Origin of the sequence: Streptomyces sp. NPDC093544 (genome assembly GCF_040683495.1) — a bacterium.
In the GTDB taxonomy this organism is placed as follows: Bacteria; Actinomycetota; Actinomycetes; order Streptomycetales; family Streptomycetaceae; genus Streptomyces.
In genome coordinates, this window is the sequence record NZ_JBFBEA010000008.1 from 72,196 (window position 1) to 94,099 (window position 21,904).

Genomic DNA, 21,904 nt, shown 5'->3' on the forward strand with positions numbered 1-21,904 from the left:
TCACTGGCTCCAGATCTTCTGTGCGCCGCGCTGCCACGTGGTGAGGATCGAGCCGATCTCCTTGGGCTTGGCCAGGTAGTGCACGAGCGCCGTGTCCGCGGTCGGCTGGAGTGCGTCGCTGGAGTCCCGGTTGAAGAACTGCGTCACGTCGGTGGCGCCCTCGATGAGCTTGCGGCCCTTGAGGACCAGCGGGGTGCCGGCGTCCTTGGCGTCCGGGTGGGTGGGCAGCGCGGTGCCCGAGGAGTTCTTGAGGTACAACTCCTGCCCCTCGGCGGACGCCAGGTAGCGCAGCAGTTCCTTGACACCGTCGACGCGCTTGGTGCGGGCGCTGGCGAAGTAGCCGTCGGTGGGCGCCTCCTCGGCGACCGGCACCTTCGGGTCGATGATGGGGAACTGGAAGAAGTCCAGGTCGCCCAGGGCGTCCTTCGGTGCGGCGTCGGCGAAGAAGGTGCCGATGAGCATCATGCCGGTGCGGCCCTGGAGGAGGGCGGTGGTGGCGTCCTGGAAGGGGATCGCCGTGCCGTTGGGGTCGAAGTACGGGCGCGCCTGGTCCCACGTGTCGAAGACCTTGCGGACTTCGGGGTCGTCGAAGCGGTGCTTCCCTGCGAGGAGTTCGCGGTGATAAGTGGCACCGTTGACGCGGATGTTGAGGTAGTCGAACCACGCGGAGGCGACCCACGGGGTGTCGCCGCCCGCACCGAGACCGATCGGAGCGACGCCCTTGCTCTTGAGCTTGTCGCACAGGTCCAGGAACTCGTCCCAGGTCCTGGGCTCCCGCACGCCCCACTTGGCGAAGTTGGACTTCCGGTAGAACATGCCCCACCAGTAGTAGGTGGTGGGCACGAAGACCTTCTTGCCGCTGGAGGCCGAGGTGCACAGCTTCTTCAGCGCGTCGGAGTAGCCGGCGAGTTCGGGCTTGTCCCAGATGTCGTCGAGACCGAGGAGCAGGTCCTTCTTGGCGTACGACTCGGCGACGGAGCCGGGGTACCAGGTGTAGACGTCCGGCGGGTTGGCCGACGTGAGGTAGGTCGGCAGCTGGGTGCGGAAGGTCTCCGACGCGACGGTGTTGAGCTGCGCCTCGGCGTCCCCGCGCTTTTCGAAGGCCGCGACCACCGCCTGCATCGCTGTCTTGGCCTGCGGGGAGGAGAGGTTGGACTGCAGGGTCACCGGGCCGCCGGACTTGCCTCCGGAGGAGGACGGGCTCTGGGTGACGCAGCTGCTGAGCAGCGCGCCGGCGCCGACTGCGCCTGTTCCTACGAGGAATCTGCGGCGGGTGGCGTTGAAGGCGGTCATCTGTGCACTCCCTATATGCCCACGGAACGGAGCTGAGGCCCCCTGACGGCCCGGCTCTTGGTGCGGCAGACGCAGCCTGTCGCGGAGGTCCGGGCACCGTCAAGATTAATTACTAATTTATTTCTCGGAGGGTGTGCTTCCGGGTCTCGGACAAGGCCCGGAAGCACACCTGTTGGTGCCAAGCGGTACGCGGAGGTACGAGGTGTACGGATCGACGCAGGTGAAGCGGGGTGAGCCGGAGCTGAAGCGGGGTGAGCCGGAGCTCAGAGCCCGGCCTGATGGACGCGCCCGTCCACCCCGCGGAACGCGCCAAGCACGCCGCCGTCCGCCCCGGCGACGGCACCGAGCGCACCGTCGAAGACACCGCTGCCGAAGTCGGAGTTCTTGCTCCAGCCGGCCCAGCCGCCGGACGCGGTCCAACTGCGCGTCCAGAGCGTGTAGTCCCCGGCCCGCGCATACACATGCACCATGCCGCCGGAGGCCACCAGTGTTGGGCTGCCGCTGACCGTGCCACCCAGAGCCGTCCAGTCCGACCATGTGCCGGAGGTGTCACGGGACCGCCACCACAGCGCGTCGTCAGCGGTGCGTACAGCCACGTGGATCCGACCGGCGTCGTCCACGACGGCCGACGGGCGCCCGTAGAACGGGCGGTCCTGGGGCGCGTCCAGCGAGGTCCAGCCGGAAGCCGTGCCACGCGACCACACGCTGCCGTCCGCGCCGCGGGCGAACAGTGTCCAGTCGTCCGGCCCCGAGAACGCCGCGGTCGGCGCGTCGGTCAACGTGCCGCCCAGGCTCTGCCAGCGGCCCCAGTGTCCGTTCGCGTACACGCGCCGGTAGGCGGTGTCGTCGGTGCCGCGGACGAAGACGTCGATCCTGCCGCCGGCGGAGGCGTACGCGGCGGGCTGGCCGAGGATGCGGCCGTGCGTCGGGCCGCCCAGGTCGGTTGTCCGGGACGCGGACCAGTCACCGCCGCGCGCGGTCTGCGCGCGCAGCGCACCGTCCGTACCGCGGGTGAAGACGGTGAGCGTGTCGCCGTCGCGCACCAGGGCCGGGCTCGCCGACGAGCGGCCGGAAAGCTGCGCGCCGGGAGCGTCATCGCTGCCGGTCAGTTTGAGGAAGGCCGTGCCGTGCGCGGGAACGCGCACCGTGTACGAGCCGGTGTGGGTGCCGCGCGAGGCTCGCGCCCGCAGGTCGCGCACGGCGACGTTGCCCGTCAGGCCCGCGTCGGTGAAGGTCACCGTACGGTCCTGCGCCTGGTCGGAACGGTTGAGCAGGGCGACCGCCCGCTTGCCCGCGCCCTGCAGCACCTTGCTGTAGACGTCGCCGACCGAGTCGGTCGCCACGCGGGCGCCCTGGATGCCCAGCGGGTCCTGGTTGACGGCGATGATCTCGGGGTTGCGCAGGGTGTCGATCATCGACTGCGGCAGGGTGCGCGGGTCGCTGCCGAGCACGAGCGGCGAGGCCATCTCGGCCCACATCACGAACTGCGTGGTGGACTCCTCCTCCGTCAGCTCGTAGCCGCCCTCGGCGAGCTTGCGCATCGGGATGAGGTAGTCGGGGTCGTTCCAGTGCCCGGGCCCCTGGGCCTCGGGGTGCCAGGCATTGGCATCCACGCTGCGCAGGATGTTCGGCCACTCCCCCGCAGTCGGGGTGCCCCAAGCGATGTCGGTGCCGGTGCGCCAGGAGTCGGCGGTGGTGGGCCCGTAGACGAAGGTGTTGTGCGCATCCTGCTCCGGGGTGTGCGGCATGCCCCAGTCGTCGGTGAGCGGGTTGCACAGGTTGAGCAGCATCTTCCGCCCGGACTTGGCGACGGCGTCGCTGAACTCCTTGAACGCCGGGCCCGGGTCGAGCCCGGCGCCGATGCCGCAGAGGAAGTCGACCTTGATCGCGTCGACCTTCCACCCGGCGAACTGGCGGGCGTCCTCCTTGTAGTGGCCCCGGCTGCCCAGACCGCACCACTTGCCGCCGTCGTACTCACCCGCGTCGGTGTAGATGCCGGCCTTGAGGCCGCGCTTGTGAAGGTACGTCACCAGCGCGGGGATGCCGGAGGGAAAGCGCGTGGGGTTCGCCACGAGCCGGCCCGACTCCGGGTCGCGCGGCTGGTCCGCCTGCCAACCACCGTCCAGCCAGACGATGTTGTAGCCACTGTCGCGCAGCCCGCTACTGACCAGGTAGTCGGCGACCTTCCTGACCTGGTCCTCCGTCGGGGCGCCGAGCCCGTAGTAGGTGTTCCATCCCATGTACGGCGTGGAGGCGAGGCCGCTGTCGTAGTACTGCGGCGCGCCCTGGTCGTCCGCGGCGTGTGCCGCCGGAACAGCCGACCCGATCAGCACCACGGCACCGAGCGCCGTCGTGGTCCGCCGTAGTCGCGCCGTCCCAGCACGATGTGAAGCCACTGAAGTCTCCCGAGAGTTGGAGTGCTCTGGGCACACACCACTCCGGACGTGCCGGGCGCCGGTGCCACGGCGGAAACTGTGGCTGGGCCCCTTCAAGGCTGTCAATATTAATTGCTAATTAACTTAAAAATGGGATCCCGCAGCTCAGCCCTCAGCCGGCGCGAGCGGCCGGAAAGTACCTCGCCAACTCCGTGAGGGCGGCATCGTCGAGTTCGATGCCGGCGGTGTGGAGGTTCTCGGTCAGGTGCGTGCGGGTGCGGGTTCCGGGGATGAGCAGGAGGTTCGGTGCGAGATGTTGCTGAGTCCGATGCCGTCGATGAGGCCCTCGTCGCGGGCTCGGATCAGGCTCGCCAGTTGGGCGTCGAACCGTTTGCCGGGCGCGGACTGGTCCACGATGCGCAGGTTCACGGCCGCCAGGCGGTCTGGGCCGAGGGTGGTCAGGTCTTCTTCGATGCCCTGGCGCACGTAGCGCGCCGCGTGATTCAGCTGTCCAGGGTTCCCCGCCGCTGACCCCGACGGCGGGGACCTGAGCTCGGCATGCTCAGGCGTGGACCTCGGAGCCGTAGCCGAGGTCGAGGCGGATGGACTCGAGGATCGTGAAGGCATGGCTGGCGGTGTAGACGTCAGCGGCGCCCAGGACGCCGGTGTACTTCTTGATGACCGGGGCGGCGGCGTACTCGGCTTGAGCGTCCTGGTAGGTCTTGACAGCGGCCCAGGTGTTGTTGCCGTACTTGGCGAAGAACGGGGTCGGGTCGACGTTGGCCATCGCGGACCTGACCGACTCGACGATGTCGTCGACGTACTGCTGGTGAATGGTCAGGTCGCGACGAGTGCCGAGCCGCCCCATGTGCCCGCCGATGAAGTGGGTCCACGGGTACGACAGGGCCTTGCCCGCGGCGGCGATGGAGCCTTGGACATCCTCGTTGATGTTGAGGTTCTGGAACGGCACCCAGCCGGGCAGGCTGATGTCGACGAGCATCAGGGTGTCGTGGTCAGGGAAGTGAATGTAGATGTTGTCCGCGCTGTGGTTGGTGCCCTTGTAGGCCAGTTCGATGCGTTCCCCGCCCACGCGCAGGGTCTTGCGCTCCTCGAAGGTGACGTTCGGTGCCGGGCGGGTCGAGTCGTTGTCACGCAGCAGCAGCCGGCGGTTCTCGACGTGGCCGATCCGCTCCACGTGACGGCCGAACAGGGACGAGGCCCCGAGATGGTCGGCGTGGTGGTGGGAGTAGACGATGTGGGTGACCTTGTTGGAAGTGCCGTTGGCCGCGGCTATCTGGTCGATGGCGCGCTGCAGGTTGCGCCCGATGGTCGGGGGCGCGTCGAACAGCACGACGCCTTCCTTGGTCGTCAGGAACGCGGCCTGGTAGGTGGAGTCGGTGACCCAGTACAGGTTCCGCTTGATCCGGCCGACATAGTAGCCCTGGGCGTTGACCGCGGGGCCGAGTGCCGAGGCCGGGATCGGAGCGTAGTCCGGCAGCTCGGTGGAGTTGGCGGCGGCCGGCTCGGCGAGGACACCGCCGGCCACGGCGGCGATCGCCGGGACGGCCGCGATCTTCGCCGACTTGGCCAGGAACGAACGACGGTTCGTGGAGGAATCGAGCTCAGACATGGTCGCTACTGCCTTTCACATTGATGAACTGATTTGGCTGGTCACAGGTGTTCTGATCAGGCGCCCGGTGCGCTTCGGGGGGCGGAAGCGCGGGTGGTTCGCGGGCGGCTCAGAGTCAGTAGGTGCGGGTGCGGCCGCCGTCGGCGGCGATGAACTCGGCGGTGACGAACTCGGCATCGTCGCCGGTGAGGAACAGCGAGGAACAACACCGGCGGTGTGCGCGTGAACGCCGGTTACGCGGCGTTGACGGTGACGGCGTCGGCCGCAAGGTCGTTGGCCGGGTTCTCTGGCATGGGATTTCCCTCTGCGGCGCCTTGACGCCGTAGGCCAGTCAGCCGCCGTACGTCGGCAGGATCGCTCCGCTGATCGGTGCGGCGGCGTCGCTGACGAGGAACGCGATCACTTTCGCAATCGCTTCCGGGGAGACCGCGTGCGCAAGCTGGTCCTCGGTGAGGAAACCACGGTTCTTGGGGGTGTCGATCAGTTGCGGGGCGACCGCGTTCACTCGGATGCCGCTGGGGCGCAGTTCGAGGTCGAGGATGCGGATCAGGTGGGTGAGTGCGGCCTTGCTGACGCCGTAGGCCGTCATGCCGGCGGTGGGTTCGACGCCCGGGCGCGAGGAGACGTGCACGATGGCTCCGGATCCACGCCTCTGCATGTGGGCCCCGGCCGCCTGGCTCAGCCACAGAGCCGCACCCAGGTTCACGTCGACCATGAGACGCAGCGCTTCGGGCGTCGTGGTGAACGCGTCCGAGAGGTCGAACGCGCCCAGGGTGTTCACCAGCACGTCCGGAGGGCCGACCTCAGCGGCGATCCGGTCGACGAGAGTCCTGGCCACGTCCGGATCGGAGGTGTCGCCCACTTCACGGCCGATACTGTCCGGCAATTCCTTGAGCGCCCGCTCGTTGCGGTCGACGGCCACGACCGTGAAGCCGTCCGCGGCAAGAACCAAGGCAGTCGCCCGGCCGAGGGCACCGCCCGCGCCGACCACGATCGCTACGCTGCTGCTCACCGCGCCACCACCTTGCTGACAGGCGGTGCGTACGCGCCGGATTCGGGCAGGGTCGGGTACAGGTCGCGGGGCATGTTGCTTCTCCTTGATAGGTGTACGGCGGGACGGTCCTGGGCGGCCGTCAGCCGGTCGCGGACGACTTCAGCCCTCTGCCGGACTGATCGCCGTGCCAGGCGGTGCAGTGATGTCAGGCCAGGCCGAGCTGCCTGGCGACGGTCGCGGCCTCGACGGCGAAACGGGCCTCCGCTCCCCCGGCATCGGTGACCTGCGCGAGCGCTTTGCCCGTGTTGGGCTCCAAGTCCTCGAACATCGCCCTTACGGGGGCCCCTGCCGCCGACCTCCGACGTAGTACGTGCTCACGGGTACCAGGCACGGCAACCCACCTTCCCTGAACCATTTGCTTGCATCGGCAAGCATGGTGTCTCTCGCGTTCGTCGCTTGTCAAGCAACACCCAGAGGCAGCCCAGCTGTTGCACGCCACCAGCCACCGCACGCCTATGGCGCGCCGGGGGAACCCTTCAGCAGCCCGACTCACTCCCACCTCCCGCATGTTCATTTCCTTGCTTGACAAAGCACATAGCGAGCCAGGCATACTCGATGGCGATCAGCCCAGCAGTTCGCACGACGGAGGCCCACATGAAGCTCGGCGTCGCCATCGCGGATTTCACCCAGCCCGGGGGCCCGCCCGGCATCGCACGTCACGTGGGCCGCCTCGCCCAAACCGCGGAGGAGTTCGGCTTCACACGCATCGCCGTCATGGATCATCTGTTCCAGATCGGGATCGTGGGCGCCGCCGAGCGGGAGATGCTGGAGGCGTACACCACCCTGGGCTATCTGGCAGCGTCCACCGAACGTGCGGAACTGCTCGCCCTGGTGACCTCGGTCGGTTACCGCGAACCGGGGCTGCTGGCCAAGATGATCACCACGCTCGACGTCCTTTCCGAGGGCCGCGCCGCCCTCGGCATCGGCGTCGGAGCCGGTTTCAACATCGCCGAGGCACGCGGACTCGGTCTGCCTTTTCCTCCGGTCGCGGAGCGGTTCGAGCGACTCGAGGAAACGCTTCAGATCTGCCTGCAGATGTGGAGCGACGACGAGAAGCCCTTCGACGGCCGGTACTACCGACTCGAACGCACCCTCAACTCCCCCAGCACGGTACGGCGGCCCCGCCCGCCGATCCTGATCGGCGGATCCGGCGAGCGGAAAACCCTGCGGCTCGTCGCGGAGTACGCCGACGCCTGCAACCTCTTCCACGGACCCGACCTCCAGCACAAACTCGACGTGCTCCGCAGGCATTGCGATCACGTCGGGCGCGACTACGACGAGATCGAGAAGACGGTCCTGCTCCCCCTCGACCCCGGCGCACGAGGTGAGAACATCCGGGCCCTGCTCGCAGAACTGCGGCGGCTGGATCACATCGGCATCGACCACGTCATCGGACCGATCCGCGGAGCCGATCAGCACGCCGCGCTGCAACTGCTCGGCGAGCGCCTCGTACCCGAAGCACTGCACATCTGACCCAGCACACACCACACCGTCGGCGAACACCATTCCATTTGCTTGCTAACGCATGCAAGCGAGGAGATGTAGATGACCACCACAAGCGAACAACCCGGTCGCGAGGCCGATGTCGTCATCATCGGCGGAGGTTCCGCCGGCGCCGCGCTCACCGCCAGGGTCAGTGAGGATCCGCAGCGCACAGTCCTGCTGATCGAGGCAGGACCGGACTACCCCGCCGACCGGGTCCCCGAAGGACTGCTGGCCCCGCAGCTCCTGGCCGACCCCGACCACGACTGGGGTTACACGGCACGCGCCACTGACCGTGCACCGAGCATCCCCGCACCGCGCGGCCGGACCATGGGCGGCAGTTCCGCGGTGAACGCGGGTGTGGCGATCCGGGCACGTGCGGCGGACTTCGCCGCCTGGGGAGAGCACTACGGAATCAAGGGCTGGTCGTACGAGGAGGTTCTGCCGACCTTCCGGGACATGGAGAGCACGCCGACCGGTGACGACGCCTACCACGGTCGTACCGGTCCCTTCCCCGTTCGGCAGTGGACGTACGAGCAACTCACGTCTCCACTGCAGGCGTTCGTGGACAGCTCGGCGGAGCTGGGGTTCCGGCGGAACGACGACTTCAACGCGGACCAGCAGGGCGGCACCGGCGGCTACCCGGTCAACATCGTCGACGGGGTGCGCCAGAACACCGCCCTGGTGTATCTGACGCCGCAGGTGCGGCGCCGCCCCAATCTGACGGTGCTGAGCGGCATCACGATCGACAGAGTGCTCATCGAGGACGGCGTTGCGCAAGGCGTCGTGAGCGCGTCGGGCACGGTTTACCGGGCCGGCGAGGTCGTGCTGTCCGCGGGCAGTTACGGCAGCCCGGCCATCCTGCTCCGCTCCGGCGTCGGCCCGGCCGAGGATCTGCGGGCTCTCGGTATCGACGTGGTCGCCGACCTCCCGGTCGGCCAGAGGCTGCAGGATCACCCCTTCTTCCACTCACTGTTCGCCCTCGCGCCCGAGCACCAGACCATGACGTCCGCCTTCCAGGCCCACCTGTGGCTCGCCTCGCGCGATGCGCACGCCGGCGAACTGGACCTCAGCGTCGTCGCCACCCATCTACCGGACGGCTCCTTCAGCCCCACCGGCGGCGCGATTCTCCTCGCCACGGCCGTCACCCGGCCGGAGTCGCGCGGCTCGGTGCGACTGGCCAGCCGCGATCCCCACGACGCTCCGGTCATCGACAACAACTTCTTCGCGACAGCCAGGGACCGCAGTCGCATTCTGGAGGGCGTGAAGCTCGTACGGCGTCTGGCGAGCACCCCGCCCTTCGCCGGCGCGGTGGCCACCGAACTCGTTCCGGGTGACGCGGTACGGAGCGACGAGGAGCTGGCGGCGGCGATCGCGACAGGAATCTCGACCTACGGGCACCCGACCTCGACCGTACCCATGGGAGGGCCCGGGGACGAGTGGGCTGTCGTCGACGAGTCGGCGGCCGTGAAGGGGCTGACGGGGCTACGCGTGGTGGACGCCTCGATCATTCCCGAGGTCCCGTCGACCGTGACCAACGCGACCACCATCATGATCGCGGAGCACATCGCGCGGCGCGTGTACGGGAGTTGACGAGGCTCGGCGCCGACTCCTACGGACGATCGGACGCGTCCGCGGAGTCGGGGGCGGAGTCCGCCTCGTCCATCCACCAGGCGGGAGCGCACGCCACGGCCGCGTCGACCAAGTCGTCCTTCGTGACGGACGAGTCGCTGAGCCATGCCTTGATGGCACCGGCGAAGCCGTGGGCCATGAACTGCGCGATCACCTGACGGTTGACATCAGGCAGCCCCGTGGGGTCACAGTGGACCATGAAGTCCAGGGCGTAGTCGCTGAAGTGGTGTACGAGCGCCTCGTACACCCCGCTGTCCGCGGGATCCGCGAGGGCGTGCCGATACACCGCGGTGAACCGCTCGACGTGGTCGGCCACCTCCGTCGTAGCCAGGCGAAGCAGTTCGCGGGCCGCGTACCCGCCCTGCGCACGCCGCTCCTCCTCCAGCCGGTGGCCTCGCTCCAGGTCGGTGTGGAGCACCTGGATGAGGAGGTCGAGCGGGGTGCTGTAGCGGTTGTAGAACGTCGCACGGGTGACCCCGGCGCGGTCCGCCAGTTCGGCGACGGTGATCTGGGAGACAGGCCGCTGCGCGGCGAGGTCGGCGATGGCCTGCTCGAAAGCCTGGGCCGTGCGGGTGATGCGTGGATCGATCCGGTCGTTCAGCGTTCTGCCCTCCCTGAGTTCCCGTTGCACCCTGCCATGAGCAGTGATTTTATACATATGTCAAATAGTGCGTAGAAAGGAGCCGCTGTGGCCTCCCACACTTCGAACTCGCCCCAGGAGTCCGCCGACAGGTTGGCCATCCGTGAGCTGGTCGACGCCTACGCGCACTGCGCGGACCGGCGAGACGCCGAGGGCCAGATGGCCCTGTTCACCAAGGACACCCGCTTCCTGGTATTCATGGACACCACAGCGACGGAGCCGACGCAGGAGCTGCACGGACGCGAGGCCCTCGCCCCCGTGTTCGACAACCTCAACACCTACCGGACCACCACTCACTTCAACGGCCAGAGCACCGTCACGCTGGACGGGACCCGGGCGACCGGCGAGAGCTACTGCCTCGCCCACCACGTCTCGGTCGACGAGTCCGGGCAGCGCACTCTCATGATCGCCTCGATTCGCTATCTCGACGAGTTCACCAAGCAGGACGGCGACTGGTACTTCTCCGAACGCCGCCTGATGGTCGACTGGACCGAGACGCGCCCCTCCGCGCCCTGAGGAGTCAGAGGGTGGCTGTCTCGTCCCGAGCCAGTCGACGTGCCACGGCGAGTCCCCACGGGATGCCGAGGAGGACGACGAGCGCGAGCCCGAGAACCAGCGGCGCAGGACGTACGGCGCCAAGGGCCACGGCCGCGAGGGCCACGACGAGACAGGTGCGGGCGAGCGGCCGATAGAGCTCGCGGTCGTGCTGCCAGGCTTCCAGACCGGTCGTGAGGAACATCGTCGTCAACAGCACCACAGCAACGCCCCCGCAGAGGACCCAGGCCGTCGCGACGGGCGTCCGGCTGTCGTGCGCGTGCTCGACCAGACCGACCATCGCAGCGCCCATGGCGGTCAGTGCCGCCGTGAGCGGCAGGTGGGTGAGCATCCACTGCAAGGTCACCCAACGAGCGCGTCTGGGGCGACGGTGTCCGACGAAGTCGAAGTACGTCCACCACACGCCGAATCCGACCACCACGGCCACGAGCCCGACCGCCAGGCTCATGGCACTGGTCGGCTCGCCGGCCAGCCCATTCACCACGCCCGTGACGGTTTCGCCGAGCACGATGATGATGAACAGCCCGAACCGCTCGGTGAGCGCGTCGGTGATGGCGAGCGCCGTTACCTGAGCCGGAACAGCCGCGACGGTAACCGCCGTGAACCCGACGAGGTAGGCGACAACCAGCAGCCCCCAGGTCGGCATGCGGGCGTCGGCCGGCAGAAAAGCGCTTGCGACGAGGACGACCGCACAGGCAGCCGTCCCCGTCACGTACAGCCGACTGGACTTCCGGAACTCTGCAGTGCTTCCACGAGAGGACAGGAGCCAGAGCAAGGCCAGTACGGCGAACAGAACTCCCGCGGCAATGGCGAAATGGCCTCCGTCCTCACCGCCCGCCTCGGGGATGAAGGCCCCCAGAGGGACAAGGACGAGGATCTGCACCAGGAACAGGCTGCGGCCCCGAGCGTCGTCGTGGCCGTGCAGATCGTGGTGCAGCGTGCCGTTGAGCCAGGCGATCCACACCAACGCGAACACCACGGCGAACTCGCCAAGGCCGTGCCAGGTGAGATGGTCGGCCAGGTGGTGGGCGGCCTGGGCGACCAGCACGACCACGATCAGGTCGTAGAAGAGTTCCAGGGGGCCGACCACCCGGTGCTGCGGCTGTTCGCCATGGGCGCGCGGCGGTCTCCACAACTGACGGCGAATCCGAGCCCAGTTCTGTTGTCGCGAGGTCATGTCAGCTGCCTCAACCGTTGAGCATGCCCGCCCAGTGCGCGCGGTTTCATTGCGTCTCCCCAGGTGACGGGCTGGAGCTTCTCCTGACACATCTATTTGACACTTGTATATTAGCACTGCGCGAAGCAGCTTCCCGGTACGCGGAAGGTCCCGGACACGGGGTTCGCGTCCGGGACCTTCACGATCACCGTGATGACGACGGATCTCAGTCGAGCTTGTCGGCCACCGCTTCGAACTGCCTCACCATCGTCGGCAGCGATCGACCGTCGAGAAGGTCCATGACCCGCTTGCGGGCACTCGCCAGGTGTATCGGGTACGCCGCCTCAAGTCGTTTCAGCCCCTCCGGGGTGAGGGTCGCGACGTTCCCCCGGGCGTCCCCCTCGAAGCGCCGCTTGACGACCTGGCCGCGGCTCTGCAGCGCATCCACCACGCGGGTGATACGGCTCGCCGACAGCGCGGTCGCCGAGGCGAGATCCGCCATGCGGAGCTCCTGGTTCTCGGCCTCGGAAAGGTTCATCAGCACGACGTACTCGGTGAGGGTCAGCCCCGTCGATCGCAGCAGATCGTCATCCAGCGAGCGCGGCAGCGCGACGATGACACGCATCAGGGCACGCCAGAATCGCTCTTCCTGAGCGAGCAAGGGATCTTCGGCGGTCATCCATGCAGATTAGCGTGCTCAAGCAAAGAACCTCAATATGCAGCATCCCGCATCAGCGCCGAGACCGGGCACAACCCGCACACCGCACGCGGCCTCGACCGGCTCCACGTTCAACCAGGCGGGATTCTTCCGCTCACGCCTCGACACCGACCACACGTCCCGGCGACATGACATCACCCCGGACAGCACGGCAATGCAGTTCACGCGGGCGAGAACGCCCGCTGCTGCGATGAGTTCCGGCCGCGTCGCGAGTCTGTTCTGGTGAGCGTCGTACGACGTCGTACGACGCTGCCCGACACGAGGCATCACGGAGGACACCATGCCGACCACGCCCAACAATGCGAGCAGCAACCTCCCCGGCAATCCGCCGGTCGTCGACCTGGCCACCTGGCAGGCGGCGCGTGAGAAGCTGCTGGTCCGCGAGAAGGCGCACACCCGTGAGGGCGACGCGATCGCCGCGGCCCGGCGGCGGCTGCCGATGGTGGAGCTCGACGGCGCGGTCGAGGTCTCCGGCGTCGACGGGCCGGTCCCGTTCCTCGACCTCTTCCAGGGCCGCGACGAGCTCGTGGTCTACCAGCACATGTGGTACGACGGTGCGCCACACCAGGGGCAGTGCGAGGGCTGCACCACGACGGCCTGGCATGTCAAGGACGCCGTCTACCTCAACGCCCGGGGTGTCTCGTTCGCCGTCCTGACCTCGGGCCCGTGGGACGAGGTGGCCTCCTACGTCGAGTTCATGGGTTACACCCAGCCCTGGTACTCCGTGCGGGGCGTGGACGCGCCGGTCGGCGGGGAAATGGGGCACATCGTCTCTTTCCTGCGCGACGGCGACCGTGTGTTCCTCACCTACTCCACGACGGGCCGTGGCAACGAGCCGGTCAACGGATCCCTCGCCCTGCTCGACATGACGCCCTACGGCCGCGGCGAGGCGTGGGAGGACAACCCCGAGGGCCGGCCCGTGATCGGCGATGTCCGCGAGGGGCACCCCTCCGTGGGAGGCCAGTCCTGCTGGTACTGGCGCTCGGACGCCGACGGCATCGCCACCTGGGGCCCGACCAGCCGGCCCGTGCCGCAGTGGTCCCGCCCCGGCGCGACCCCGGTGGAGACCCTCGGCCGGCACGGCCACCACCACTGAGGCGCCTTCGGGGTCGACGTCTGGTTGGGGCAGCCACCATGCTCCTACAGAAGGCCGGGGCCGTCTGGGATCAAACGACTGTTTCGCTGCACACGGAACTCGGCTCGCAGAAATCGGAGCTCGCCCGGCACCGCGAGAGCAGCGGATCGGCTACCGACTGCAGCTCATCGGCGAGCCTGTGGACAAGGGCGGGATCGAGCTGGTCGACGACTCGTCGGCGGGCACTGGCCAGATGAGCCGGGTGGGCACCCATCAGCCGCTTCCGGCCGGCTTCCGTAAGCACAGCCATACTCCCCCGGGCGTCCGTCGAGTGACGTCGCTTGCCCACCAGACCTTGAACGCGCAGGGTCTCCACGAGCCGGGTGACGCGGCTCGCGGACAAGGCCGTGGCGGCGGCCAGGTCGTTCATGCGCATGCAGTTGCCCTCCGTTTCGGAGAGATGCATCAAGACGATGTACTGCGTGAGCGGCAGGCCCGTGGAGCGCAAGAGATCCTCGTCGAGCGCCCGGGGCAGCGCCACCAGCAGTTTCTGGAGTGAGCGCCAAAGGCGCTCCTCCGCACTGTTCAGCGGTTCCAGGGACGCTGGGCCCGCGACGTTCTGTGGTTGCTGCGTCGGCACCTGCTGCACCTCCCTTTCCGGGTAAGAACACTCAAGCACAAGCTGTACTTGCTTGACAAAGCATTTTTAGTCGAGAGAGGATGCTTGCCAACGCAAGCAATAGCGTCGAACGGGTCGTCCCGCGGCAACGACAAGCGAGAGGCAAGAAGGGCATGAGCGTTCAACTGCCCCCAGCCGGGAACTACAAGGTCGATCCAGCACGTTCGTCCCTCACCTTCACCACTCGGCACATGTTCGGCCTGGGCGAGGTGACTGGCACGTTCCAGGTGCAGTCGGGGAGCATCACGGTCGCCGAGCCGATCACCCGCTCGACCGCACAAGCCGTCGTCGAGGCGGGCAGCTTCCGGACGGGCACGGACCGCCGGGACGATCATGTGCGGTCCCCCGCCTTCCTTCACGCGGACCGCTACCCCAGCATCAGATTCGACTCGACCACGGTGGCACGCGGTGAGGCCGGAGCCTGGATCGTCAAGGGTGTCCTCACCGTCCGCGAGCACCGAGCACCTGTCGACCTGACGGTGGATTCCCTGTCCGTCGAGAACGGATCGCTGCGGATATCGGCCTCGGTGACGATCGACCGTTACCGCCATGGACTGACCGCTTCGAAGGGACTCGCGGCGCGTCGGCTTCGACTCTCCCTGACCACCATCGCCCATCCCGACCCGGGCACGGCGGATCCCACCGCCAAGACCACGGCGGCTCCGGCCGTCGAACCCACGACGGCACCTGCCGTCGAGACCATAGAACAGCGAGAGGAACTCCCGATGTCCCCCAAGATCGCAGTCATCTACTACTCGTCGACGGGCACCGTGCACGAGTTGGCGGAGTCGGTGGCCGAGGGTGCCCGCAAGGAAGGTGCCGATGTACGACTCCTGCGCGTGTCCGAGCTCGCACCCGAGGAGGCCATCGCCGCCAACGACGCATGGTCGGCACACGCTGCGGCCACCAAGGACATCCCGGTGGCAACCGCGGCAGACATCGAGTGGGCCGACGCCGTCATCTTCGGCAGCCCCACCCGCTTCGGCAACATCGCCAGCCAGTTGAAGCAGTTCATCGACACGCTCGGCGGGCTGTGGGCGCAGGGCAAGCTGGCCGACAAGGTCTACAGCGGCTTCACGGCCACCGCCACCGCGCACGGCGGGCAGGAGTCCACGCTGCTCGCTCTCTACAACTCCGTGCACCACTTCGGCGGCATCCTCGTCACCCCGGGCTACACCGACCCGGTGAAGTTCGCCGACGGCAACCCCTACGGCACCAGCCATGTCAACGGTCAGGGAGCGATCCCCGTCGACGACACCGCTCGCGCCGCCGCCACGTACCAGGGCAAGCGCGTGGCCGCCGTCACCGCGCAGTTCAAGGGCGCCTAGGAGCAGGGCAGCCGTGTGCCGGCGGCAGCCTTGTGGCTGCCGCCGGCACACGGCCGTTCACGCAAGCGAGCGTCAGCTGTTCAGTGATGCGTGCGGCAGCTGAAGTCGACCCACCAGCGAGGCCTTTGACTCACTTTGTGTGAGTTCCCTGCGCTGCGGTGCAGGTACAGACGGGCATTTCGGCTCCTCACCGTGTGGGGACGGAATCGCTCACGGCAGCAGCAGAAGGGCGGCGAGGGCCGTGATGCAAGCAGTGGTTCTGGGCGTGGACCGGAAGATCGTGCTCGAGTCGAGGCCCGAGCCTGAACTCCGTCCCGATCAGGTGATCGTGGATGTCGACCTGTGCGGAATCTGCGGCACTGACCTTCACGCGTCGCGGATGCCGGAGGTCTACCGCGGCGGTTTCGTCATGGGACACGAGTCGACGGGACGGATCAGCGGCGTGGGGGACGCGGTCGAGGGCTGGGAAGTGGGGCAGCGTGTCGCCGTCAATCCGAACGGGAACGTGTGCGGTCGATGCGTGTACTGCGTCTCGGGCCGGCCCAACTTCTGCCACCAGGCGACGATGGAGACCGCGCTGGGGTTCCAGATGGACGGAGCCCTCGCGCGGCAGATGGCTGTTCTCCCTGGCACGTTGCGGGCACTGCCCGCGTCGATAGGCCGGCTGGAGGCGGCCTGGGTGGAACCCACGGCCACGGCACTGCGTGCGGCGGTACTGGCCGGGGACCTCGAGGGCAGCACGGTGGCGGTCTTCGGCGGAGGTCCGATCGGGCAGCTGGCATGCCGCATCGCCGCCCAGCGGGGCGCAGCCCACGTCATCCTGGTGGAGCCGGCTCCGGAGCGCCGCCGTTTCGGCCCGGCCTCACACGCCGATCTGGCGCTGCCCCCGGCGCAGGCCGGCGTCCAACTCGGCCCCTCCACGGTGGATGTGGTGTTCGAGTGCTCGGGCAGTGCGGCGGCCAGAGCGGAGGCCCTCCGGCTGCTGACCCCCGGTGGTGTGCTGGTCAACGTGGGTGCGGGGCCTGGCGACGGATTCGACGCCGACGTCATTCTGCTCAAGGAGCTCACCGTCCGCGGGTCTTTCGTCTACGGCTCCGAGTTCGACAGCGCGATCGAACTGCTCGCCCGCGGAGACATCCGCGTCGACGACCTCACCACGGAGATCGCTCCGGTCGAGGAGGCGCTGCGAGCGATCGAGGACCTCCGCTCCGCGGCTGTCATGAAGGTGTTCATCGCGCCCAACGCGGAGACATTTATGCAGTATCCACGAGTCTGAGGAAAGCACATATTAGGCGTTTTCTCATACTCAGAAAGATCCCGGGCGCACCAAATACAGCGTTGCGTCCGTGCGAGGATTGGAACTTTTCTGAGTACGTCTCATATTCACCTGAGGGAGCCTCACGCCCTAGGCATGGAAAGCGATTCCAGAATTTATCCTTCCTACTTCCATGCCTAGCATGAACACGTCCACGAAATCCCCCATACAAGGGAGAAGAACGTATGCGTGTCACGTCTCTCAAAGCCGCCGCGATAGCGACGACTGCGTCAGTCGCACTGTTCGCCGGCGCCACTGGCGCGGCAGAAGCAGCGCCGAGTGCGGCAAAGCACCAGGTTTCCAGCACGTCGAAGGTCAGTGCGGGCACCTCTGTCGGGACGAAGAGCTTCCACGGCGGCACGGTGACCGTGACCGTCGATGCCGGCGGCTCCAAGAACATCAAGCACACCTGGAAGTTGAGCGTCGGCGGCAAGCAGTTCACCTCCGGAACCTACAAGGAGAACGACAAGAAGAGGAGCTGGACCTTCTCCAAGGTCAAGTCCGGTGAGCTCAAGCTGTCGGCTCCGGCCGCCAAGGGCGAGGTCACAAAGATCACGCTCGAGTGGAACTGATCTCGAGCGGCCCATGACTCGTGCCCGTGCGGGCCAGTGGCCCTCTACCCCCAGCAACCGGCCGCACGGGCACGATCGCCGCATCATTCGACGCGCACCTCGCACGCTACGGAACATGGCGTGCCAGGTGCGCGTCGCACTGTTTCAACGGTGCCTCATGCCCGGCGGTCGACCGCTCGGCAAACCGTTACCGCCGGTTGCAACGACCCGCTCCACGACGGAAGTCAGTCTTAGGGTCACCACAAAAAGGGCCGCAACACTGAGTGCTCAAGGTGCTTAACGGGCGGGACAACCATCCGTGGTCAGGGCAGATCCCGCGAAGAAGTACCGCAGAGACATCACCTACACGAAAGGCAGCAAGGTAATGCGTCGATTCACTCTGGGGGCTGTTGCGGTATTTGCCGCCGCAGCTCTGCTCACTGGCTGCAACGACAGTTCCTCGGGCAGCGGGACCAGTGGGTCCTCGACCAAATCCACGGCTCCGAGCAATGCCACCTGTGCACCCGCGAGCCCAAAGGCGGGCGATGACACGGCCGGCGACTGCGACCACACAGGTAAGCCGGGAGAGAACAAGTAGCCGCAAAAGGGGTTCATTTACGGCATGTCATGGCCGGAAACAATCCCTCTGATATCGAGTCGCATCAAGGCTTCCACGTGGGAAGGGAAGCTGCGGGATTCACGGCCGCCATCGCGTGGCCACTTTCTTAGAATGGTCACAAAGACCTCCATCATCCTGATACGCGCAGCGCCGTCCACGTAGTGCGACTGGGCTATAGGCCTCGGGTGTGATGAGAGGGTGTCCATGGGAACGATTCATCAGGTACCACCGGAATCATCGGCGCAACCCCCGGACGGGACGCCCCCGCGTCCCGAGCGGTACCGGCCCGGGTGGGGTGATCTGCTCGGTACCCTCGCGATCTTGGCGACCGTCGCCCCTGTCGGTCTGTGGCTACTGAATCACGGGCTGCCGGTCCCGCTGGGAATGAAGACCACCGTCGGCATGCTGGGGCTGCTGTGCTCGCTCATCGCGACCCAACTCATGCTCCTGCTGGTCATCCTCCTGGCACGGATCCCATGGGTGGAACGAGCTTGGGGGCATGATCGCCTGGCTCGGCAGCATCGCTGGATCGGATTCGCATCGTTCTGGTTCATGATGGGTCACATCGTTGCCCAGACCCTTGAGCGAGTCTCCCGCGACTGGTCGACCGCCTGGCAACGGACCTACGAGATCTACATTGTTGAACCGTGGATGCTCGCCGCAACCGTCGGCACCGTCCTCATCCTCGGCGTGATGATCACGTCGATGCGCTGGGCACGCCGACGGCTGCGCTTCGAGAGCTGGCATCTACTGCACCTCTACACCTACCTCGGCCTGATCTTCATCCTGCCGCACATGCTGGTGACCGGTCCGGAGTTCCACGCGCAGTGGGCGCGCACCTGCCTATGGGCCGAATACATCCTCGCCGCTGCCTGCATCCTGCTCTTCCGCTTCGGTCTGCCCCTGTACCGGTCTCTGTATCACCGCCTCCGTGTCGAGCAGGTGAGCACCGAAGCGCCCGGCGTGGTGTCCGTCTCGCTGACAGGCCGTCGGCTGGACCGACTGCACGCCAAGTCGGGGCAGTTCTTCATCTGGCGCTTCATGGACGGACCGGGTTGGACCCGCGGCCACCCCTACGCCCTGTCCGCAGCACCTCAGCGTGACCGGCTCCGTATCTCGATCCGAGAGTCCGGCGACGGTAGCGCCCGCGCCGTCACGCTGCAGCCCGGTACCCGCGCGCTGATCGAAGGGCCCTACGGCACCATGACCGCGCGTCAACGCCGCTGGCCGAAGATGCTGCTCATCGCCGCCGGAATCGGGATCACGCCGTTGCGGGCCCTGTTGGAAGACACCCCATACGACCCCGGTGAAGCGACCTTGTTCTACCGCTTCAGCAGTGAAGCCGACCGGCTCTTCACAACGGAACTGCACGAGCTCGCCACCCGACGCGGCGTCGAGCTGGTCCTGCTGCCAGGAGTTCGCGGTCCCGACGGTTCATGGCTGCCGGCCGACTACGGCGCACAACCTGACGAGATCCCCGTACTGCGTCATACCGTTCCCGACCTGGTCTGCCGGGACATCTACGTGTGCGGCCCTCCCCCGTGGGCCTCCGCGGTCCACGCCACGCTGCGGCGCGCGGGCGTACATGAAGAAGACATCCACACCGAAGTGTTCGCCTGGTAACGGGCCCTGTTTCAAGGAGCGACGCCGTCATGCATCGCATCACCCTGTGGAGTGCTCTGATCATCTCTGCCGTCGGCCTGGTCGTGTGCTACATGGTCAACGCCGGCGGTCTGACTGCCAACCCTGCGGTACCTACCGACAACAACAAGGAGCCAGGCAACCACATGCCGGCCGGCGAGACGGAAAACAAGTAGCCACCCGTCCCGTCCGAGGCCAACTGCCCGACCCGATGACGGCCGTGAACTGCCGTCATCGGGTCGGGCAGGCCGAGGCACCCGTATCCAGGATGTAGCCGACACCCCGAACAGTGCGGAGCAGCCGCGGCAGACCTCCCACTTCAAGCTTGCGGCGCAAGTACATGACGTACACGTCGACGGTGTTGGACGTGGGTTCCCCTTGCTCGCCCCACAGGGATGTGAGCAACCACTCCCGCTTCAGTACCTGGCCGGGACGCGCAAGGAAGAGCTCCAACAGAGCGAACTCGGTACGTGTCAGGTTCAAGCTGCGGCCGTCGCGGGTTACCCGACGATTGGTTACGTCCATGCGCAGACCACCGAAGGTCAGGACCGACCGACGAGATCTGGTGACTTGGCTACGCCGCAGAAGAGCGCTGATCCGGGCCATCAGTTCGTCGGCGATGAACGGCTTGAGGACATAGTCGTCCGCACCGGTTTCCAGGCCCGTCACGCGATCACCGATCGTGTCGCGGGCCGTAAGCATCAGTACGGGAACCTCATCGCCGCGAGCGCGCAGCCGGCGGCATACCGTCAGCCCGTCCGTGCCGGGCAGGAGGACATCGAGGACGATGAGGTCGGGGCGCAGCTGCGCAGCCGTCCGGAGCGCCTCTTCACCGTCCGAGGCGAGGAGCACCCTGTAGCCGCGGCGTGTAAGGGTCATCTCCAGCACGAGGCGGATGGCCTCTTCGTCATCGACTACGAGAATGCTCGGGCCATCGTGGGGGGTGGTCATTGCCATGTCTTGTTCTCCGAGGTCGGACGGAACACGGAGCCGGCGGAGGCGCGGAAGGTGTTCTGCGCCGGGGGCCGGGGTGCTTTGCCCGGCAGGAAGGGGCCCGTGCAGTGCAGTTGAGCCGCTGCGTCGGCAAGCACCCACGGCTGTGCGCCGGTCCGCCTGTGAGCGCTGCTTTCCTTCTTGAGGCTCTGCGAGCTCACTGAACAGGACACTAGGCCGACTTTTTGAGGGCGCTATAAGAAAATTCAGACGATTAGAGCCTGCACACAAATTGCTCATCGCCGCGGGGACCACCGGTGACGAGCTCCGAAGTGCCGTTGGTCCTGCTCCCGCCCGGCAGGGCCAACCACCTCGGGACGCACCGAGTCAAGAACTGTTTGACACGCCCCCCAACAGCCCCGGCGCGCCTGGGCTCTTCAAGTCCGCGGGAGCGCTCCGCAGTGGCAGGCGGCCAGGGCTGGGGCGGGGACCAGGAGGTGGTGGACGTAGGCGGGTGGCAGGTTGGAGATGACGATCTCGCTGCCCACCACGTGCGGGGCTATGACCTCACGCAGCGCGTGCCGGGACAGAGCCCGCCGGGGATTGAGTTGCCCTATGGCGCGGCCTCCGATGTAGCTGAAGAAGGAGAGCCGGCCGCCGGGTCTGAGTGACGTCAGGAGTTGGCGGACGACGGCTTCGATCTGTGTGGGCGGGAAGTTGGCGAAGGGCAGCCCGCACACGATGTTGTCGTAGTGCCCGAGCTGCTGGTCCTGGATAAGGCCGTGGTGCAGGCGTGTGCGGTGGGCGATGGCGGCCAGTCGTGTGTCGTGCTTGAGGGCCGCGGTCAGGTGGTCGACGAACGGGCCGTTGGCCTCGACGAGTTCGAGTGTGTCGTGCGGGCCGAGGCGAGGGGCGAGGTGGCGGGTGACGGCTCCGGTTCCCGGTCCGACTTCCAGCACGGCACGCGGCCGGTGCGGACTGCCGGGCTGGATGTGGCGGGTGAGAGCACGGCACAGGGCGGCCCCGCTGGGCGCGATGGATCCCGTCATTGTCGCGGTACGGGTGAACTGCCGGAGAAAGGCCAGGGCTTCTGCCAGAGCGGCTGCTGCGGTGGGGGTCGTCACGTGGGCACCTTCGCCTTGCTGATGAATCAGGGGTGGGTTGGAGCTGTTGGAGCTGGCGGATGTTCGGTGGCAGCGCGCTGGTGACGAGGCCTTCGGCGAAGTCG

At 67.3% G+C, this 21,904-nt stretch carries 22 protein-coding genes and 1 pseudogene; 11 read left to right on the top strand and 12 right to left on the bottom strand.

The features are described 5' to 3' along the window. The 4 genes from AB0N66_RS13835 to AB0N66_RS13850 all read right to left on the bottom strand — a co-directional run bounded on the left by AB0N66_RS13835 (window position 1) and on the right by AB0N66_RS13850 (window position 5,298). A complete protein-coding gene (locus AB0N66_RS13835) occupies window positions 1-1,293 on the bottom strand; it encodes a substrate-binding domain-containing protein (RefSeq protein ID WP_365432989.1) in 1,293 nt (430 codons plus the stop codon). A 263-nt stretch (window positions 1,294-1,556) separates the two neighbouring features. Then, window positions 1,557-3,689 (bottom strand): glycoside hydrolase family 27 protein, encoded by a 2,133-nt coding sequence (locus AB0N66_RS13840; protein ID WP_365432992.1) that lies wholly within the window; start codon window positions 3,687-3,689, stop codon window positions 1,557-1,559. 240 nt (window positions 3,690-3,929) lie between these two features. Then, a complete protein-coding gene (locus AB0N66_RS13845) occupies window positions 3,930-4,154 on the bottom strand; it encodes a hypothetical protein (RefSeq protein WP_365432994.1) in 225 nt (74 codons plus the stop codon). Between the two features lie 76 nt (window positions 4,155-4,230). Beyond that, window positions 4,231-5,298, bottom strand: coding sequence for an MBL fold metallo-hydrolase (locus AB0N66_RS13850; protein ID WP_365432997.1), 1,068 nt, complete (start codon window positions 5,296-5,298; stop codon window positions 4,231-4,233). Here AB0N66_RS13850 and AB0N66_RS13855 point away from each other — a divergent pair. Continuing rightward, a complete protein-coding gene (locus AB0N66_RS13855; protein WP_365433000.1) occupies window positions 5,297-5,524 on the top strand; it encodes a hypothetical protein in 228 nt (75 codons plus the stop codon). The genes AB0N66_RS13850 and AB0N66_RS13855 overlap by 2 nt on opposite strands. Window positions 5,525-5,629: 105 nt before the next feature. Here the strand turns inward: AB0N66_RS13855 and AB0N66_RS13860 are convergent, their stop codons facing one another. Together AB0N66_RS13860 and AB0N66_RS13865 are read right to left on the bottom strand one after the other, a co-directional pair. After that, complete coding sequence (locus AB0N66_RS13860; RefSeq protein ID WP_365433002.1) at window positions 5,630-6,310, bottom strand: SDR family NAD(P)-dependent oxidoreductase; 681 nt, start codon at window positions 6,308-6,310, stop codon at window positions 5,630-5,632. Between the two features lie 187 nt (window positions 6,311-6,497). After that, window positions 6,498-6,683, bottom strand: a complete 186-nt coding sequence (locus tag AB0N66_RS13865; protein ID WP_365433005.1) for a hypothetical protein — start codon at window positions 6,681-6,683, stop codon at window positions 6,498-6,500. A 263-nt stretch (window positions 6,684-6,946) separates the two neighbouring features. Between AB0N66_RS13865 and AB0N66_RS13870 the strand changes: the two genes are divergently transcribed. Continuing rightward, a complete protein-coding gene (locus AB0N66_RS13870) occupies window positions 6,947-7,825 on the top strand; it encodes an LLM class F420-dependent oxidoreductase (protein WP_365433008.1) in 879 nt (292 codons plus the stop codon). A 72-nt stretch (window positions 7,826-7,897) separates the two neighbouring features. Next, window positions 7,898-9,427: a GMC family oxidoreductase N-terminal domain-containing protein gene (locus AB0N66_RS13875; RefSeq protein WP_365433011.1), complete on the top strand. Its 1,530-nt coding sequence runs from the start codon at window positions 7,898-7,900 to the stop codon at window positions 9,425-9,427. Window positions 9,428-9,446: 19 nt separating this feature from the next. Here the strand turns inward: AB0N66_RS13875 and AB0N66_RS13880 are convergent, their stop codons facing one another. Further along, window positions 9,447-10,124: a TetR/AcrR family transcriptional regulator gene (locus AB0N66_RS13880; protein ID WP_365433014.1), complete on the bottom strand. Its 678-nt coding sequence runs from the start codon at window positions 10,122-10,124 to the stop codon at window positions 9,447-9,449. Window positions 10,125-10,154: 30 nt separating this feature from the next. Between AB0N66_RS13880 and AB0N66_RS13885 the strand changes: the two genes are divergently transcribed. Continuing rightward, a complete protein-coding gene (locus AB0N66_RS13885) occupies window positions 10,155-10,622 on the top strand; it encodes a nuclear transport factor 2 family protein (RefSeq protein WP_365433017.1) in 468 nt (155 codons plus the stop codon). Window positions 10,623-10,626: 4 nt separating this feature from the next. Here the strand turns inward: AB0N66_RS13885 and AB0N66_RS13890 are convergent, their stop codons facing one another. Together AB0N66_RS13890 and AB0N66_RS13895 are read right to left on the bottom strand one after the other, a co-directional pair. After that, window positions 10,627-11,838, bottom strand: coding sequence for a low temperature requirement protein A (locus AB0N66_RS13890; protein WP_365433020.1), 1,212 nt, complete (start codon window positions 11,836-11,838; stop codon window positions 10,627-10,629). Between the two features lie 205 nt (window positions 11,839-12,043). Beyond that, window positions 12,044-12,496, bottom strand: a complete 453-nt coding sequence (locus AB0N66_RS13895; protein WP_365433023.1) for a MarR family transcriptional regulator — start codon at window positions 12,494-12,496, stop codon at window positions 12,044-12,046. Between the two features lie 319 nt (window positions 12,497-12,815). Here AB0N66_RS13895 and AB0N66_RS13900 point away from each other — a divergent pair, with 319 nt between their 5' ends. Continuing rightward, on the top strand, window positions 12,816-13,631 hold the full coding sequence (locus AB0N66_RS13900) for a DUF899 domain-containing protein (RefSeq protein WP_365433026.1): 816 nt from the start codon (window positions 12,816-12,818) through the stop codon (window positions 13,629-13,631). 70 nt (window positions 13,632-13,701) lie between these two features. On the opposite strand, the gene AB0N66_RS13905 is transcribed toward AB0N66_RS13900, so the two are convergent. Continuing rightward, window positions 13,702-14,259 (bottom strand): MarR family winged helix-turn-helix transcriptional regulator, encoded by a 558-nt coding sequence (locus tag AB0N66_RS13905; RefSeq protein WP_365433029.1) that lies wholly within the window; start codon window positions 14,257-14,259, stop codon window positions 13,702-13,704. 143 nt (window positions 14,260-14,402) lie between these two features. Between AB0N66_RS13905 and AB0N66_RS13910 the strand changes: the two are divergent. The 6 genes and pseudogenes from AB0N66_RS13910 to AB0N66_RS13935 form a co-directional block, all read left to right on the top strand. Then, window positions 14,403-14,846 (top strand): annotated as a pseudogene (locus AB0N66_RS13910) (YceI family protein); the annotation flags it as partial. Window positions 14,847-15,014: 168 nt separating this feature from the next. Next, a complete protein-coding gene (wrbA, locus tag AB0N66_RS13915) occupies window positions 15,015-15,617 on the top strand; it encodes an NAD(P)H:quinone oxidoreductase (RefSeq protein WP_365433610.1) in 603 nt (200 codons plus the stop codon). 244 nt (window positions 15,618-15,861) lie between these two features. Next, entirely contained in the window at window positions 15,862-16,893 is a 1,032-nt protein-coding gene (locus AB0N66_RS13920; RefSeq protein WP_365433613.1) for an alcohol dehydrogenase catalytic domain-containing protein, read from the top strand. Between the two features lie 224 nt (window positions 16,894-17,117). Continuing rightward, entirely contained in the window at window positions 17,118-17,504 is a 387-nt protein-coding gene (locus AB0N66_RS13925) for a hypothetical protein (RefSeq protein ID WP_365433032.1), read from the top strand. A 919-nt stretch (window positions 17,505-18,423) separates the two neighbouring features. Next, window positions 18,424-19,725 carry a ferredoxin reductase family protein gene (locus AB0N66_RS13930; protein WP_365433035.1) on the top strand — a complete coding sequence of 434 codons (1,302 nt, stop codon included), beginning with the start codon at window positions 18,424-18,426 and terminating at the stop codon, window positions 19,723-19,725. Between the two features lie 29 nt (window positions 19,726-19,754). Further along, window positions 19,755-19,919 (top strand): hypothetical protein, encoded by a 165-nt coding sequence (locus AB0N66_RS13935; RefSeq protein WP_365433038.1) that lies wholly within the window; start codon window positions 19,755-19,757, stop codon window positions 19,917-19,919. 55 nt (window positions 19,920-19,974) lie between these two features. Here AB0N66_RS13935 and AB0N66_RS13940 read toward each other — a convergent pair whose 3' ends face one another. Both AB0N66_RS13940 and AB0N66_RS13945 read right to left on the bottom strand, forming a co-directional pair. After that, window positions 19,975-20,700 (bottom strand): response regulator transcription factor, encoded by a 726-nt coding sequence (locus AB0N66_RS13940; RefSeq protein WP_365433041.1) that lies wholly within the window; start codon window positions 20,698-20,700, stop codon window positions 19,975-19,977. Between the two features lie 413 nt (window positions 20,701-21,113). Beyond that, window positions 21,114-21,800: a methyltransferase gene (locus AB0N66_RS13945; RefSeq protein WP_365433044.1), complete on the bottom strand. Its 687-nt coding sequence runs from the start codon at window positions 21,798-21,800 to the stop codon at window positions 21,114-21,116. Between the last annotated feature and the right edge of the window lie 104 nt (window positions 21,801-21,904).